This window comes from Achromobacter sp. DH1f, from assembly GCF_000633435.1.
Classification (GTDB): Bacteria; Pseudomonadota; Gammaproteobacteria; order Burkholderiales; family Burkholderiaceae_B; genus Achromobacter; species Achromobacter deleyi.
In genome coordinates, this window is record NZ_AYMF01000007.1 from 93,830 (window position 1) to 108,745 (window position 14,916).

General features: G+C 65.2%; 15 protein-coding genes. 5 read left to right on the forward strand and 10 right to left on the reverse strand.

All coding sequences use genetic code 11. The annotated features are described in order from the left end of the window. Positions 1-32: 32 nt before the first annotated feature. From U858_RS0106030 to U858_RS0106070, 9 genes are all read right to left on the reverse strand, one after another. Positions 33-698: a DUF502 domain-containing protein gene (locus U858_RS0106030; RefSeq protein ID WP_025136284.1), complete on the reverse strand. Its 666-nt coding sequence runs from the start codon at positions 696-698 to the stop codon at positions 33-35. Positions 699-715: 17 nt separating this feature from the next. Then, positions 716-1,045, reverse strand: coding sequence for an FmdB family zinc ribbon protein (locus tag U858_RS0106035; RefSeq protein ID WP_025136285.1), 330 nt, complete (start codon positions 1,043-1,045; stop codon positions 716-718). 244 nt (positions 1,046-1,289) lie between these two features. After that, positions 1,290-2,573 carry a putative Na+/H+ antiporter gene (locus tag U858_RS0106040; RefSeq protein WP_025136286.1) on the reverse strand — a complete coding sequence of 428 codons (1,284 nt, stop codon included), beginning with the start codon at positions 2,571-2,573 and terminating at the stop codon, positions 1,290-1,292. A 171-nt stretch (positions 2,574-2,744) separates the two neighbouring features. Next, a complete protein-coding gene (locus tag U858_RS0106045) occupies positions 2,745-3,641 on the reverse strand; it encodes a hypothetical protein (RefSeq protein ID WP_025136287.1) in 897 nt (298 codons plus the stop codon). Continuing rightward, positions 3,638-5,569 carry a StlD/DarB family beta-ketosynthase gene (locus tag U858_RS0106050; RefSeq protein ID WP_025136288.1) on the reverse strand — a complete coding sequence of 644 codons (1,932 nt, stop codon included), beginning with the start codon at positions 5,567-5,569 and terminating at the stop codon, positions 3,638-3,640. Before U858_RS0106050 ends, U858_RS0106045 begins: the two co-directional genes overlap by 4 nt. 35 nt (positions 5,570-5,604) lie before the next feature. Next, a complete protein-coding gene (locus tag U858_RS0106055; RefSeq protein WP_369797639.1) occupies positions 5,605-6,537 on the reverse strand; it encodes a fatty acid desaturase in 933 nt (310 codons plus the stop codon). Continuing rightward, positions 6,497-7,273 carry a sterol desaturase family protein gene (locus U858_RS0106060; protein WP_025136290.1) on the reverse strand — a complete coding sequence of 259 codons (777 nt, stop codon included), beginning with the start codon at positions 7,271-7,273 and terminating at the stop codon, positions 6,497-6,499. Before U858_RS0106060 ends, U858_RS0106055 begins: the two co-directional genes overlap by 41 nt. A gap of 137 nt (positions 7,274-7,410) precedes the next feature. Beyond that, positions 7,411-8,304, reverse strand: a complete 894-nt coding sequence (gene dapA / locus U858_RS0106065; RefSeq protein ID WP_025136291.1) for a 4-hydroxy-tetrahydrodipicolinate synthase — start codon at positions 8,302-8,304, stop codon at positions 7,411-7,413. Between the two features lie 308 nt (positions 8,305-8,612). Further along, on the reverse strand, positions 8,613-9,098 hold the full coding sequence (locus tag U858_RS0106070; RefSeq protein ID WP_025136292.1) for a GAF domain-containing protein: 486 nt from the start codon (positions 9,096-9,098) through the stop codon (positions 8,613-8,615). A gap of 168 nt (positions 9,099-9,266) precedes the next feature. Between U858_RS0106070 and U858_RS0106075 the strand changes: the two genes are divergently transcribed. From U858_RS0106075 to U858_RS0106095, 5 genes are all read left to right on the forward strand, one after another. After that, positions 9,267-10,469: a PLP-dependent aminotransferase family protein gene (locus U858_RS0106075; RefSeq protein ID WP_025136293.1), complete on the forward strand. Its 1,203-nt coding sequence runs from the start codon at positions 9,267-9,269 to the stop codon at positions 10,467-10,469. A 100-nt stretch (positions 10,470-10,569) separates the two neighbouring features. After that, the gene (gene ubiA / locus U858_RS0106080; RefSeq protein WP_025136294.1) at positions 10,570-11,496 is read left to right on the forward strand and encodes a 4-hydroxybenzoate octaprenyltransferase; all 927 of its coding nucleotides are present in this window, start codon (positions 10,570-10,572) and stop codon (positions 11,494-11,496) included. A 70-nt stretch (positions 11,497-11,566) separates the two neighbouring features. Next, positions 11,567-11,971, forward strand: coding sequence for a DUF1090 domain-containing protein (locus U858_RS0106085; protein ID WP_025136295.1), 405 nt, complete (start codon positions 11,567-11,569; stop codon positions 11,969-11,971). A gap of 316 nt (positions 11,972-12,287) precedes the next feature. After that, entirely contained in the window at positions 12,288-12,680 is a 393-nt protein-coding gene (locus tag U858_RS0106090) for a DUF4148 domain-containing protein (protein ID WP_025136296.1), read from the forward strand. A gap of 205 nt (positions 12,681-12,885) precedes the next feature. Beyond that, positions 12,886-14,004: a saccharopine dehydrogenase family protein gene (locus U858_RS0106095; protein WP_025136297.1), complete on the forward strand. Its 1,119-nt coding sequence runs from the start codon at positions 12,886-12,888 to the stop codon at positions 14,002-14,004. A gap of 20 nt (positions 14,005-14,024) precedes the next feature. On the opposite strand, the gene glcC is transcribed toward U858_RS0106095, so the two are convergent. Then, positions 14,025-14,786 (reverse strand): transcriptional regulator GlcC, encoded by a 762-nt coding sequence (gene glcC, locus U858_RS0106100; RefSeq protein WP_025136298.1) that lies wholly within the window; start codon positions 14,784-14,786, stop codon positions 14,025-14,027. Positions 14,787-14,916: the final 130 nt, after the last annotated feature.

Here is a 14,916-nt window from a genome sequence, read left to right on the forward strand (position 1 = left end):
ACTCCGTTGTGTGCTTGGTTGTAGCGTAAGGGTTACGAATCGGCGCCTGGCGCGTTCTGCGCACCGGGTGCCGGAGAGAGCGGCGCCGGCCGGACGCCCGGCGCAACCGCCGGGCCCGGGGCGACGACGCCCATGGAAACGATGTACTTCAAGGCCGCGTCCACGCTCATCTGCAGGTCCACCGTGTCGGCACGGGGCACCATCAGGAAAAAGCCGGACGTGGGATTCGGCGTGGTCGGCACGTACACGCTGATGTGGTCGCCAGGAAGCTGGTCGGCCACTTCACCGCTGGGCGTGCCGGTCACGAATGCGATGGTCCAGCTGCCCACGCGCGGGTACTGCACCAGCACCGCGCGGCGGAACGCCTGGCCATTGGGGGCAAGCACGGTATCGCTGACCTGCTTGACCGAGTTGTAGATCGAACGCACCAGGGGAATGCGGCCCAGCAGGTTTTCCCACTGGTCCACCATGGTGCGGCCGATCAGGTTGGCCGCGAAAATGCCCGTCAACAGCACCACCACGATGACCAGGACGAAGCGGAAGCCGGGAATGTCGACGCCGAACAGCGATTCGGACGACAGAAAGCCAGGCACGAACCCTTCGAGGGTCGCGACCAGCAGCCCCAGCACCCACACCGTGATGACCAGGGGAACCCAGATCAACAGGCCGGTGATGAAGTACTTTTTGATGACGCGCATTCGCATCGCGCGCGGTCTCAGGAAGCGGAAGCCGAGCCGGCGGCAGGCGCGGGGGCAGCCGCCGGTGCCGGCGTGCTGGCGGCGGGCGCCGGACTGGCGCCCGGGGCGGCATTGTCGGATGACGCCGCCGGCGCTGCAGCGCCGGTGGCCTGGTTGCCGCCGCTACCGTTACGAAAATCGGTGACGTACCAGCCGGACCCCTTGAGCTGGAATCCAGCCGCGGTCACCTGCTTGGAAAACGTACTTTGGCCGCATTCGGGGCAAACCGAAAGCGGCGCGTCGGAAATCTTCTGCAAGACGTCTTTGGCATGGCCGCAGGCGCTGCACTTATAAGCGTAGATGGGCATCGAGGGCTCCCAGGCGCGGGCCCGGCGGTTCAATAACCGTCGGCCGGACGGTGCGGAACCAGGTTCGCCGGCGAGCCCTTCAGGGAAGGACACGGGGCCGGAACTGGCGCCGGACCGGACAACGGGCGGGCAAGGCCGGAAAAATACGGGAAAGTCTTGAATTTTAGCGGTTTTTCATGAAGGGCCGGCGGCAACCTCGCGACGGGGCCCCTCGGGCCGTCGCCGGGCCGTCGCCCCCGCCCCGTCAGACGGGCAGCAGGAACATCAGGGCAGCCACCAGCGTGGGCCCCAGGGCGGACAAAAACAGCCGCCCGGACGAGATGCTGCCGTCGGGGAAATGGTTCTTGAGAATGGCAAACCCTGCCGGGTTGGGCGCGTTGGCAATGACGGTCAGGCCGCCCCCTGTCACCGCCCCCGCCACCAGCATGTAGCGCCAGGCCTCGCCCGTGCCTTCCACCAATGAACCCAGGTAAGTCAGCGCGGCGTTGTCGGTCACCGCCGTCAGGGCCGTGGCGCCCCAGAACAGCACGAAAGGCTCCAACCCGCCCAGAAGGTCCTGCAGCCACCATTTCTGCAGGCCGCCCAGCACCACCAGCCCGGCCAGGAAGAAACCCACCATCAGGCCTTCCTTGATCAACAGGCGGTTCTGGTGGCGCTTGTAGGCTTCGGCAAAGCCGATGAACATCATCAACAGGCCCAGGAAAATGGCGGGATGGTGCGCGGTCAGCACAACCGCCACCAGGAACACCAGGTGGATCAGCATCACCAGGGCCGGCACGGGCGCACGCTTGTCGTGGCCTTCGGCCCCATCCACGCCGGCACCGGTGCCCACCGATCGTTCCAGCAAGGCCTTGCGGCACACAAAAGTCAGGATGCCGGCGTTCAGGCAGACTGCCACCGCCGCCCGCCAGCCAAAGTGCTGCACCATGTAGGCCGAATCCCAACCGAAGGTGGAGGCCACCATCAGCACCGGCGGCGCCGCGTACGAGGTCAGCACCCCGCCGATGGACACGTTGACGAACAGCACGCCCAGGGTCAGGTACTTGAAGCCGGCCCGCCCGCTGGTACGGAAATAGGCGTCGCGCAGCAGAATCGCCGCCAGCGTCATGGCCGCGGGTTCGGTAATGAACGACCCACCCAGCGGCACCAGCGACATCACCACGAAGAACGTCGCCAGCTCGCGCGGCAGGGGCACCGCGCGCGCGGCCAGGCGCACCAGCAACCCCACCAGTTCCAGGATCGGCCGGCTGGCCGCCACCACCATGATGGCGAACACGAACAGCGGTTCGGTGAAGTTGCGCGTATCCATGTAGCCGATGGCTTCGGATGGCCCCGACAGGGCCGCCATCGCCACGATCAGCGCAAACGCCCAGACGCCGAAGACGGCTTCCACTTCCGACAGCAGATGCCAGAAGCCTGCATGCGGCCCGCCCCGATGAGCCAGGCGGGCAAACACGGGCACGGAAAAGGTGTGAAGCACCGCCACGACGAACAACACGGTGGCCAGGACTTCGATGGGCTGGGGCATTGAAAGCGCTTCCGGAACAAGGATTCAGGCCGTGCGGACACGGCCCCCGCGGGGCTCGGCGGGCAAGCGTCGCAATATAGCGCAGCGGCTTTACCGCCTTCTACAGTGACAACCCGGGCTTGCGCACGTCGATGGACCCGCGCGCGGGCAGCCGAACGCCGCCGCGCGGCCTCAGGCGATCGGCGCGGGCGGTTCGGCGCCGGCCTGCGCCGCCTTCATTTCCATCAACAGGCTGTGCAGCATTTCCGTGGACAGACCGTGCAGCACCAGCCGGTAGCCGGCGCGCAGCGTCGACATCGGCACCAGCGGATGGCTGTTGTTCACCAGGATCAGGTGCTGCGGCGCGCCCAGCAGCTTAGCCGCGTAGATGCCGATCGTTTCGTCCAGCTGCAGCGAATTGGCCGCGCGCCAGAAGTCGTTGTCGGTCAGCATCAGCTGGTACAGCGGCGTGAACAGCTCGATCGCGCTTTGCAGGTCCAGGAAATTCAGCTTGCCTTGCGGCATGTCTTCCAGCCGCAGGTCGGGATCGCGGATCATCGAGAAATCGACTTGCTCCGGCGCATGCATCTCGACGCCGGCATCGCGCAGCGCCTGGTTCAGCCGGATCACGAAGTTGAACAGGTTCAGGTCGTGCTTGACGAACAGTTCGTCCTTCAGGTCGTCGATCTCCATCGGCTCCAGCGGCGTGGTGGTGATGCGCACCGGCGAATTGGCCGCGATGAACGACAGGGCCTGCGCGCCCAGGTGAAAGTGGCGCAGGATGAGCCAGTTGGCCTCGGGCGACACGAAACGCTTCAGGCCCCACGCCAGGATGCGATGCAGCAGCCGCGAATGCGACCAGCGGCGCGGCAGGAAGGTCTTCACGACCTGGATGAGAATGATGAATGCGCGCGCCAGCGGCCGCAGGAACGGCAGCAGGTACTGGCGCGAGGCGCAGCTGGAATCCGTCAGCCAGGCTTTCTTGACCTTGTCCGGCAACGGCGTGCTGCGGTCCAGGTACAGGGCCAGCCAGGGGCTGGGATCGGCGGGATCGTGCGCCTTGGCCAGGAAATCCGGTTCCTTGTTCATGCCGCGCCATCCTCCATCACGTGATGAAACTGCATCAGGTACAGCGCCGCCGTGCGACGCGCGGTGTCGACGATACGCTGCTCGGCGCGGCCATCTTCATCGCAGTCCAGCGCCAGTTCCACGGCTGTCAGCCAACGCGCCAGGTGGTTTTCATCGTTGTGGCCATGGTATTCCAGGAAGCGGAACGCGTCGGGCGGCAGCTTCAGGCTGGCCTTGAGCAGCGGCAGCAGCGCCGGCACGATGCGCTGGCCGGTGCCTTCGATGATGTAGATGGCGCCCAACAGGCCGATCGGGTCGCGCGTAGCGGCCAGGCTGTGCAGATAGGCGTTCAGCGCTTCGCCGCCGGGGTTGCGGCGCAACAGGTCGATGTTGTCGATCGTGCCGCCGGCCGTGCGGTAGTCCTGGAAGAGAATCTGGAAATCGTTCTGCTCTTCGCCGGCATGCATGTCGATCAACGCGGCCAGCGGCTGGTACTGCTCAGTCAGCGATGCCGCGCCTTCGCGCATCCACTTGCTGCCCTCGCGCACCTGCGGAATCCAGTTCTCCATCCAGTTCAGGTAGTCGGCGGTCTGGAACTGGCGGTTGCGCAGCCGGCGCACTACCGGCGTGCGCCAGACGCGCGAACGGTAGTCATGCCAGATGGCCGCCAGCTCGGTCAGCAACTGGCCCAGGCCTTGCGGCGCCATGTCCGGATCATGCGGCGGCGCGATGGCGTCGGCATCGGCGCTATGCGCGTCTTCGCGTGCGGCGGCGGCCGGTACCGCGCCAGTCGATACCGGCACGGCGGCGCCCTGCACCGCCTCGGCTTCCAGCAGCATGTAGGCGGCCATGAACCGGCCCGACTCGGGGATGTAGCAGAATATCTGCTCGCCCGGTTTGACCTCGCGCGTTTCCAGGAATTCGGCCAGCATGATCAGGATCGATGCTGCACCGGTATTGCCGCGCCAGGCCAGGTTGCTGAACCAGCGCTCGCGCGGAATCACCAGGCCGGCCTTCTCCATCAGGTCCTCGACCACCGGAATGAATTTCTCGGACGAGTAGTGGCACAGGAAGTGATCCACCTGGTCCGGGTCCAGCCAGCCGTCGCGCACCAGCTTGGCGTATTCGTGGATGCCGATGTCGAACAGGTGCGGCAGCAGCCGGATGTCCTGGCGCAGCGACAGCGCGCCGTCGGCCTCGGCTTCGTTCCAGGACGGATAGTCCAGGTGGCCCTTCTGCCGATCCGCCGACAGGCCCAGCTGCATGCAGACCGGATAATCGCCCGAGAACGAGCGCTGGTGCACCCACTTCAGGCGCAGCCGCACACCGCTGGATGCGCCCGGCAATGGCTGGCCGCCATGGCCCAGTAGCACGGCGCCCGCGCCGTCCGACAGCATCCAGCGCAGGAAGTGCGCATCGAAATCCGCGTCATAGCCACGCGCCGCGAAGCGCGAGCGCTTGAACATGCGCGACGGCAATTCGGCCGCCACCGCCAGCGCGCGGGCATGGCCGCCCATCTCGACGCCCTGCGCCGCCGTCTGAATCGCCGACACGCCCGCCGCGCAGATGCCGTGCACCGACAGGGTTTCCATCGGATGCGCCGCCAATTCGCCCTGGATCATGTTGGCAAACCCGGGCATCAGCGCGTCACCGCCCGACGAGCCGCTGGTCAAGAGCGACACGTCCGCCAGGTCGCTGTCGTTGCGCCGCAGGCAATCGCGGATCGCGTTGGCCGCCAGCTGCGCATTGGTGAACACCGTGGCGCCTTCGGGATCGATCGCGTAATAGCGCTGCTTGATGCCGTTCTCGGCCAGGATGCGGCTCTTGATGCGGCTGGACATGCGGTTCAGCGGCGCGATGTAGCTGTCCATGGCCTCGTTGGACACGGGTTCGCCCGGCATGAAATAGCCGGCACTCTCCAGGTAGACACGATTGAACGCGATAGGCATGGCGGGTCTCTAGTGGCAGGTATGGGTAGGCGGCGTTAGCGCACGTGCTCGGGCGCCATGCACGAGCGGGTACGGAAACGCGGCAGGAAGGTGCCCAGCACGAACACGCGGAACATATAGGGCGTCAGGCCGCCCTCGTTCAGCGCGGGCGTCACGCGGGCCCGGTAATGGTCGCGGTGCAAATGGGTCAGTTCCGACCAGTGCGCGCGCGGATGTTCATGGTGCGCCGTATGCAGTCCGATGTTGAACAGCAGCGGATTGACCAGCCCTTCGAAGTTGCGGGCATAGTTCAGGCCGGCCACCGCCCGCGGGCCGCCGTCGGCGTGCGCGTGCTGCAGATAGTTGGTGGCCAGCAGCCAATGCAGGCCATGCAGTTGCGGAATGATGACGAACACCAGCGCCTTGACCGGGTTCACGGCCAGCAGCCCGCCCCACAGGCCCAGCCACGCGCCGTATTGGCACATGCAGTAGCGCCAGGCGCCCGGCCAATGCCGGCGCAACCGGCCCAGCCAGGCGAAAAACAACGGATACAGCACCCACACGGCCTGCGCCGGGTGGATCAGGTAGCCCCACAGGTGATTGGTGTCGCCGCCGAACCGGTAGGTGCGCGCCGCGTCCAGGGCGCCGTGCTTGTAGCGGTGATGGTTGGCCACGTGCGCCGGGTAGAACACGAACGTGGGGTGCCCCTGCAGCAGCGTGATCCAGAAATCGGTGGCGCGATTGGTCCAGCGCCCCCGCCACATGCGGATGTGCGTATGGTTATGGTGGATCACGCCAATGCCCAGCGTCAGGAACAGCATCAGCGCGTACAGCGGCCACCAGAAGCCGTACAGCCACTGCCACGCCGCCAGCGCGGGCAGCGCGGCCAGGTAAGCCAGGCTCTGCCAATCGCGACGGTTACGCAGCGAGGGCAGCCGGCGCGGCTGGCTAAGCGCGTCCGCCAAGCGATTCTCGCTTACGGAAAGCATCCAGCTGGGGCGTGGCCGCCTCGGCTTGCAGCCGGGTGCGGAACAGGCGATCCATGAAAGTGAACTGGAACCCGAAATTGCCGTGGTAGCAGGCGTGGTGCAGATGGTGCCGGCGGCTCGCGGCAAACCAGTGCGAATACGACACGTTGGGGAAGAAGTCGTAATTGGCGTGGCCGATGCAATTGAAGAACAGGCTGAACAGCGGCACCGACGCCAGCGACCAGAAGCTGAAATCGTGCAGCACCATCGGCAGCATGATCACGTTGCCCAGCATCAGCGCCTCGATGGGGTGAAAGCTGTAGGTGGAAAACGGCGTGGTCACGACCGACCGGTGATGCGGCAGGTGAAAGCGGCGCAGCAACTTGGTGTGCAGCAACCGGTGGTTGATCCAGAAGTGCACGTCGTTCCACGCCACCAGCACCAGGATTTCCAGCGTGATCTTCTGCCAGCTGGCGTCCGGGTCCAGATGCGCCCAACCCAGTTGCAACAGGCCCCACGGAAAGATCATGCCGGTGCCGAACAGCAGGATCGACAGGCCGGACTGGGCAAACTCGCGCCGCAATTGCCCCGGCGCCAGCGGCCGGGGGTCCAGCGGCCGGCCGATGCCCAGCGCCGGCAGGATGTGCTGGGTCAGCAGCCAGGTCGCCGCGCCGAATACCAGATAGATGCCACCGAAGAACAGCAGGCCTGCCAGCATGACCTGCCAGGCGGACAACGCAACGAAAGCTTGGGCCATGAACGTTTTGTTTCACCCCGGAGAATGGCCGCATCATAAGCAATCCGCCAGGATCAAGGTGAGACATTTATTACAAAATGAATCCGAGTCCCGACGGGTAAGCCGACGATCGGCCCAAGCCTTCGCCCAGGCGCCTTTTACTGGCAGGGAAACTGCCGGTTCAGGCCTGCCACGGCGGCGTCCATGCGCAACGCCAGGGCCGCGCTGGCGCTCGGCATCGGCTGGCGCAATTCGTCCGTCAACAAGCCCTGGCGACCCAACTGGGCCTTCACCGGGCCGGGATTGGGCTCGGCGAACGTCAGCTGGATGATGGGCACCAGCGCCTGGAACAGACGCCGCGCCAGGTCCAGCTGCTGCGCCCGCACCGCCTGGTACATGGCCACGAACAGGTCGGGACGAATGTGCGCGGCCGCGGCGATCATGCCGGCGCCCCCCAGGCACAGCAGCGCTAGCGATTGCAGGTCTTCGCCCGCCAACACGTTCATGTTGCCATCGGCGATCAGCGCCAGCGTCTTGTCCAGCGAACCGCCGCAGTCCTTGATGGCGGCGATGTTCGGATGCGCCGCCAAGGCCAGTAACGTCGCGGTCTCGAGCGATGTGCCGGTTCGGTAGGGAATGTCGTACAGCACCAGGGGAAAGCGCGAGGCATCGGCCAGGCAGCGGAAATAGGCGGCGGCGCCGTCCTGGCCAGGACGCACGTAGTACGGCGCGGGCGCCAGGATGCCGGCCAGCGGCCGGGTGCCAAAGGCCGACAGGCGCTGCAGCACGTGACCCTGGTGGTTGCCCGCCAAGCCCATCACCACGGGCAGGCGGCCGGCCTCGGTCAGCACCGCGTCCAGCACGGCCAGTTGTTCGGCGTCATCCAGCGCGGCGGCTTCGCCTGTGCTGCCGCAGACGACCAGGCCATCCACCCCGGCGGCCACGAAATGGCGCACCAGGCGGCGCAGGGCTCCGCCGTCGACGGCGCCGCCGGAAAACGGCGTCACCAGGGGAACCCAGACGCCTTGGAAGAGAGATTGACGAGTTTGCATGAACACTCCTTCGGTGTAAGCGGACCGTGGTTGGACCGTACAGAAGTGCTCGGGATACTAGGGGGTGCGCGCGAAGGCGCCATGGCGCCGCCGAGAGGCCGCTGTTCCGTCGCCCATCTGACGGAACAGCATGCTCCGGTCAGATGAGCGGCTGTTTTTTGGATTTCAGGCCGGCGCAAACCGTCGCCACGCCCAGGGCGCGGAACAGGTAAGCGGATTGGTTCGCCTGAAGAATCATGAATGGAATAAAGGGGAAAAATCGGCCGCAGCCGGCCGATGCGCAAATCTACCGGGCCGCCGCGGGCCTGTCAACGCAGGCTGGCCAGGAACGCCTCGCAGAGCGCTTCCATGCCACGCCGGTCGTCCTCGTCGAAGCGGTCAGGAATGGGGCTGTCGACATCCCACACACCGATAAGCTGGCCCTGATGGACCAGCGGCACCACGATTTCCGAGCGCGAGGCCGCGTCGCAGGCGATATGGCCGGGAAACGCGTGCACGTCGGGCACCAGTTGCGTCTGGCGCTGGCTGGCGGCGGCGCCGCACACGCCGCGGTTCAGCGCAATACGCACGCAGGCCGGCTTGCCCTGGAACGGGCCCAGCACCAATTCCGTCCCATCAAAGAAGTAAAAGCCCACCCAGTTCAGGTCGGGCAAGGCCTGGTAGGCCAACGCGCTGAGGTTGGCGGCATTGGCGATGCGGTCGTGCTCGCCGTCGAGCAGGGCGTGGGCCTGCTTGGCCAGTTCGACGTACAGCGCGGCCTTGGATTCGGCGGCAATCGGGGCGGCTTCAAACATGTTTATAAATGTAACTGTACAGGCGATTATCAATGCAAGTGATTTTAGGGGCTTGCCGCGATAAAGGGGCCGGCTCGCCTCGCTGTGGGACAATAGTTTACGCAGTAACGTCTTTCTGCACCGTTGCCGTTACCCCCGCCACCCCCCTTCTTGATTAAGAAGCAAGCCATGGACAAGCCTTTCGAACCTGCGTTTTCCTTCTCGGAACGCGCTCAGCAACTCACCAGTTCCGCCATCCGCGAGATCCTCAAGGTCACCGAGCGGCCCGAAGTCATTTCGTTCGCAGGCGGTCTGCCGGCGCCCGGCGGCTTCCCGGTAGAAGTGGTACGAGCGGCATTCGACAAAGTCCTGGCCACCAATGGCCGCGCGGCCCTGCAATACGGCCCCACCGAAGGTTTTGCGCCGCTGCGCCAATGGGTGGCCGATGATCTGAACCGCGCCGGCGCCAACGTCGCCGCCGACCAGATCCTGATCGTTTCCGGCTCGCAGCAGGCGCTGGACCTGCTCGGCAAGGTCCTGATCGACAAAGACAGCAAGGTGCTGGTCGAAGACCCCAGCTACCTGGGCGCCCTGCAATCGTTCAGCCTGTACCAGCCCAAGTTCGTGCCGGTGCCCACCGACGAAGGCGGCCTGATCCCCGACGCCATCACTCCTGAACTGGCCGAGGGCGCACGCTTCCTGTACGCGCTGCCCAACTTCCAGAACCCCACCGGCCGCACGCTCAGCCTCGCGCGCCGCATCGCGCTGGTCAAGCGCGCCGCCGAGCTGAACCTGACCATCATCGAAGACGACCCCTACGGCGAACTGCGTTACGCAGGCGACCCGCAGCCGGGCCTGATCGCGCTGGCCGCCGAATACGGCGCCAACGTCGTGCGCCTGGGCACGTTCTCCAAGGTGCTGGCCCCCGGCCTGCGCCTGGGCTACATCGCCGCCGCCCGCCCGCTGATCAACAAGCTGGTGCAGGCCAAGCAAGCCACCGACCTGCACACGCCCACGCTGACCCAGATGGCCGTGTACGAAATCGTCAAGGACGGCTTCCTGGAAGAGCACCTGCCCAACGTGCGCGAAATCTACCGCGCCCAAGGCAGCTGCATGCTTGAAGCCATTCAGCGCGAATTCCCCGCCACCGTCACCTGGACCAAGCCCGAAGGCGGCATGTTCATCTGGCTGACGCTGCCCGAGCACATCGACAGCACCAAGCTGCTCGAAAAGGCCATTGCCCAGAACGTGGCGTTCGTGCCCGGCGCGCCGTTCTACAGCGGCGCCGGCCGCGCCAACACGCTGCGCCTCAGTTTCGCCACCGTGCCCGAAGACAAGATCCGCACCGGCATCGCCATCCTGGGCAAGCTGCTCAAGGAATACACGGCCTGAAAACCCGGCCCTGACCACCCTTGACGGCACCGCGGCCGGGCACCATGCCCGGCCGTTGTTTTATGCTGTCGGCTTTCCTCCCATTTCTTTCGCCGTGACAGTGAGCGCCCCGCAACAACCTCCCGTCGACCTCAGCGACATCGTCTTCACCGACTGGGTCGAACGCTGGCTGCCCAGATCGTGGCGGCCCTACGCCCGCCTGTGCCGGCTCGACCGCCCCATCGGCACCTGGCTGACGCTGCTGCCCTGTATCGCGGCACTGATCCAGACGGCAGGCGGCCTGCCCGACCTGCAACGCCTGATCGTCTTCTCGCTGGGCGCATTGCTGATGCGCGGCATCGGCTGCACCGTCAACGACATGTGCGACCGCAATTTCGACAAGCATGTGGAACGCACCCGCTTTCGTCCGCTGACCAGCGGCCAGCTGACGATGCGCAACGCCGTGTGGTTCTTGATCGGCCAGCTGCTGGTCTGCGGTTCGCTGCTGTTCTTCCTGAACGACATGAGCCGCTGGCTGGCCGTGGCCGTGCTGCCCTTCGTCTTCATCTACCCCCTGTGCAAGCGGGTCACCTACTGGCCACAAGTGGTGTTGGGCATCTGCTTTAACTGGGGCATGCTGATGGCCTGGTCGGACACGCAGAACCATGTGCCCCTGGCCGCCGTGGCCATGTGGCTGGGCGCGGTGCTGTGGCAAGTGGGCTACGACAGCATCTACGCGTACGTCGACGTGCGCGACGACCGCAGCCTGGGCCTGCATTCCACCGCCATGCGCTTCGGCGACCAGGGCAAGCTCTGGATCGGCGGCTTCTACCTGGCCACTGTTGTGCTGTGGGCGTGGGGCGGCTACGCCATCGGCTTGTCGTGGGCCTATTACGTGGGTATCGCCGCCATTGCCGTGCACCTGGCGTGGCAGTTGAAGGTCTTCGACATCCAGCGTCCCGACCGCAATTTCATGCTGTTCCGCGCCAACCTGTGGCTGGGCGCGCTGCTGGTCGCAGCGGCCCTGGCGGGTACGCTGATCCGTTGATGCCGCGCATTGCGGGCCATGGCCGCTTGGGCGATGATGGCAGTTCCGACACGCCTTACGGAGACACTGCATGCCCGCTTTGACCAAAACCCTGATGGCCCTGGCTTCGGCTTGCGCGCTGCTCGGCGCCTTGCCCGCGCAGGCCGCGACCGACTGCTCGGCGCAACGCGGCTGCGCCGCCAAGTTCTGCCAGATCGAAAACGACATCGCCGCGGCGAAGGCCGACAACAACACCCGCAAGGTGGCCGGCCTGCAAAAAGCGTTGGCAGAAGCGAAGGCCCACTGCACCGACAGCCGCCTGCAGGCTCAGCGCGAAGCCGATGTGCGCGACAAGCAGAACAAGGTCTCCGAACGCGAAGCCGAGCTCAAGGCCGCCCGCGCCAAGGGCAAGCAAGACAAGATCGACAAGGCCCAGCGCAAGCTGGACGAAGCCCGTGCCGAGTACGACGCCGCTCTGGCTGACCTGAACCGCTGATCCTCCCCTGCCAGCCCCGGAACCCTTCCGGGGCTGCGCGCCGCTTTACCCCCTCCCCTTGATTCGCCGCCCCTTGGCCCCTGCCCGGGCGGACCACCACCTATTGCGTCATCAAATGGAAATATCGCCACCTATGGTGCCATTTGAGAAGTTCCCGACCGATTAGTACGCATTTTGGAAAGATGTTTTCAGGTAATAAGGGTTTATCCCAGGGTTGTTTAGGCACAGAATGCATCTCATCGGGACACAGCAAGCGAACCCCCAGCAATCAGGCCAGAGGTTCGGATCCCAAGCTCAAGACATATGGAGGTCTGCTATGAAAACCCTTGCTACCGCTTTGATGCTGTCCATGTCCGTTCTGGCTGCCGCTGGCGCCCAAGCCGCTGAAGCCGACCAAGGCCCGTCGCGTGCCCAGGTTCAAGCCGAACTGCAACAAGCCAAGGTTTCCGGCCAGTACACCTTCGGCGAAGAAGGCTACCCCGCCGCCATCGCCCAGAAGTCCAGCCTGACCGCGCAACAAGTGCAAGAGCAACTGGCCCAAGCCAAGAACGCCGGTGAAGTGACCTTCGGCAACATGGACTACCCGCCCGTTGCCCACGCTGCCGCCACGTCGCTGACCCGCGCCCAAGTGCAAACCGAACTGGCCCAAGCCAAGACGGAAGGCCTGGTCACCTTCGGCAACATGGACTACCCCCCCATGGGCAGCTGATTGCACGGCCTGGTCTCCAGGCCCGGCAATCGCCCCGCAAAGCCCTTCGGCCCTGGCCGAGGGGCTTTTCTTTTGACGAATCGACATCTAATTAAGTCATAACGACATTAGTTAAAGCCGTTACGACGCTTTGATATCTACAAATCGACAACGCTCGCGCATAGCATGAGGCCAACCCTTCCCCCTCTCTGTGCAGGAGCGCATCATGTCCCCCTCTACCAAGCCCGTCCTCTTGTTGGGTGCCGGAAAAATCGGCTTCGCCATCGCCCTGATGCTCGAGCGCAGCGGCGACTATTCGGTCTTGGTTGCCGACCAGGACCCCGCGCGCCTGCGCGCCGTGGCCGAACTGGGCTGCGAAACGCGCCAGATTTCCGATGACGCCTCGATCGCGGCCTGCCTGGAGGGCCGTTACGCGGTGGTCAACGCGTTGCCGTTCCATCGCGCCATCGCGGTGGCGGGACTGTGCGCGAAAGCTGGCGTCCATTACTTCGACCTGACCGAAGACGTGGCCAGCACCCATGCCATCCAGGCGCTGGCCGCCGACAGCGGCAGCGTGCTGATGCCGCAGTGCGGTCTGGCGCCCGGCTTCATCGGTATCGTCGGCAATGCACTGGCGCGCCGCTTCGACACGTTGCTGGATCTGCGCATGCGCGTGGGCGCGCTGCCGCGCTATCCGTCCAACAGCCTGCGCTACAACCTGACGTGGAGCACCGAAGGGCTGATCAACGAATACTGCAACCCGTGCGAAGCCATCGTCGACGGCCAATTGACCAGAGTGCCTGCGCTGGAAGGCTATGAGACCTTTGCGCTGGACGGCGTCGAATACGAAGCCTTCAATACCTCGGGTGGGCTGGGCACGCTGCCCGCCACGCTGCTGGGCCGCGCCCGCAACGTGGACTACAAGTCGGTGCGCTATCCGGGCCACTGCAACCTGATGAAGCTCTTGCTCAATGACCTGCGCCTGCGCGACCGCCGCGATCTGCTCAAGGACATCTTCGAAACCGCCATCCCCACCACCGAACAGGATGTGATCGTCATCCAGGCGCAAGCGTCAGGCCACCGTCACGGCCGGCTGGAAGAAGAGTCCTACCCGATCCGCGTCTTCGGCGCCGACGTCGACGGCCACCGCCTGAGCGCCATCCAGCTGTCGACCGCCGCCGGCATCTGCGCGGCGCTGGATCTGGTGGCGCTAGGCGTGCTGCCGCAAAAGGGCTTCGTCGGCCAGGAACAGATCGCGCTGGAAGCGCTGCTTGGCAACCGCTTTGGCCGCGTCTACGCAGGCAAGCCGCTGGCCCTGGCGGCCGCGATGACCGAAGACCGCTGACGCCAGCGCCGACCCGCGCGCTACGTCCAGCCTTCCAGGCGCAACGTGGCGCGCACCAGGCGCTGTTCTTCCTGCTCGATTTCGGCCAGGTTCTGCCGCACGCTGTCGACATGGTCCGCCGCGGCGCGGCGCGCCTGCTCGGGCTGGCGCCCGATCACCGCGTTGAACAGCTTGGCGTGCTGCTTATCGATCTGCCGTTTTTCCGGCTCGCGGTGGTACAGGTTGTTGACGCAGGCAAACACCGACCCCAGCATCAGGTCGTTCAGCGATTGCAGCGTGTGCACTAGCACCGGGTTGTGCGAGGCCTCGCAGATGGCCAGATGAAACGCGTGGTCCAGGTGTGCGTGCGTGGCCGTATCGGCATCGACCTGCGCGTGCACCATCTCGTCGTAGCGACGCCGGATCATGATGAAATCGGCCTCGGTGCCCCGCAATGCTGCCAACCGAGCCGAATCGGCTTCCAACAGCGAACGCACCTCGAGCAGGTCGTACAGCGTGCGCGGCTGCGAATTGAACAGGTGCATCAACGGGCCCGCGTCCACTTTGGAAATGCGCGCCACGAACGACCCTTTGCCCTGCGACGTGTGGATGATCTCGCGCGCGCGCAGCAGCTTGAGCCCCTCGCGCAGCGCCGTGCGCGACACACCCAGCTTTTCCGTCAGGCGCCGCTCGGACGGCAGCGCCTGGCCGGCCTTCAGGACGCCGTCCAGGATCAGGCGCTCGATGCGCTCGGCCACCTCGTCCGCCACCTGGCGGGGTTTCGCTTCGATTTCGGCGTGCATGCGTTCTCCGTACCAGTGGTATGACCAAGAGATCGTCCTAAAACGCCTGCCGGTTCATGCCAACTGTAAGTGGCTGATATAAAACCATAAAAAAACGATGTTTGCCTGGTATGGCTTGAATAAACTGGTA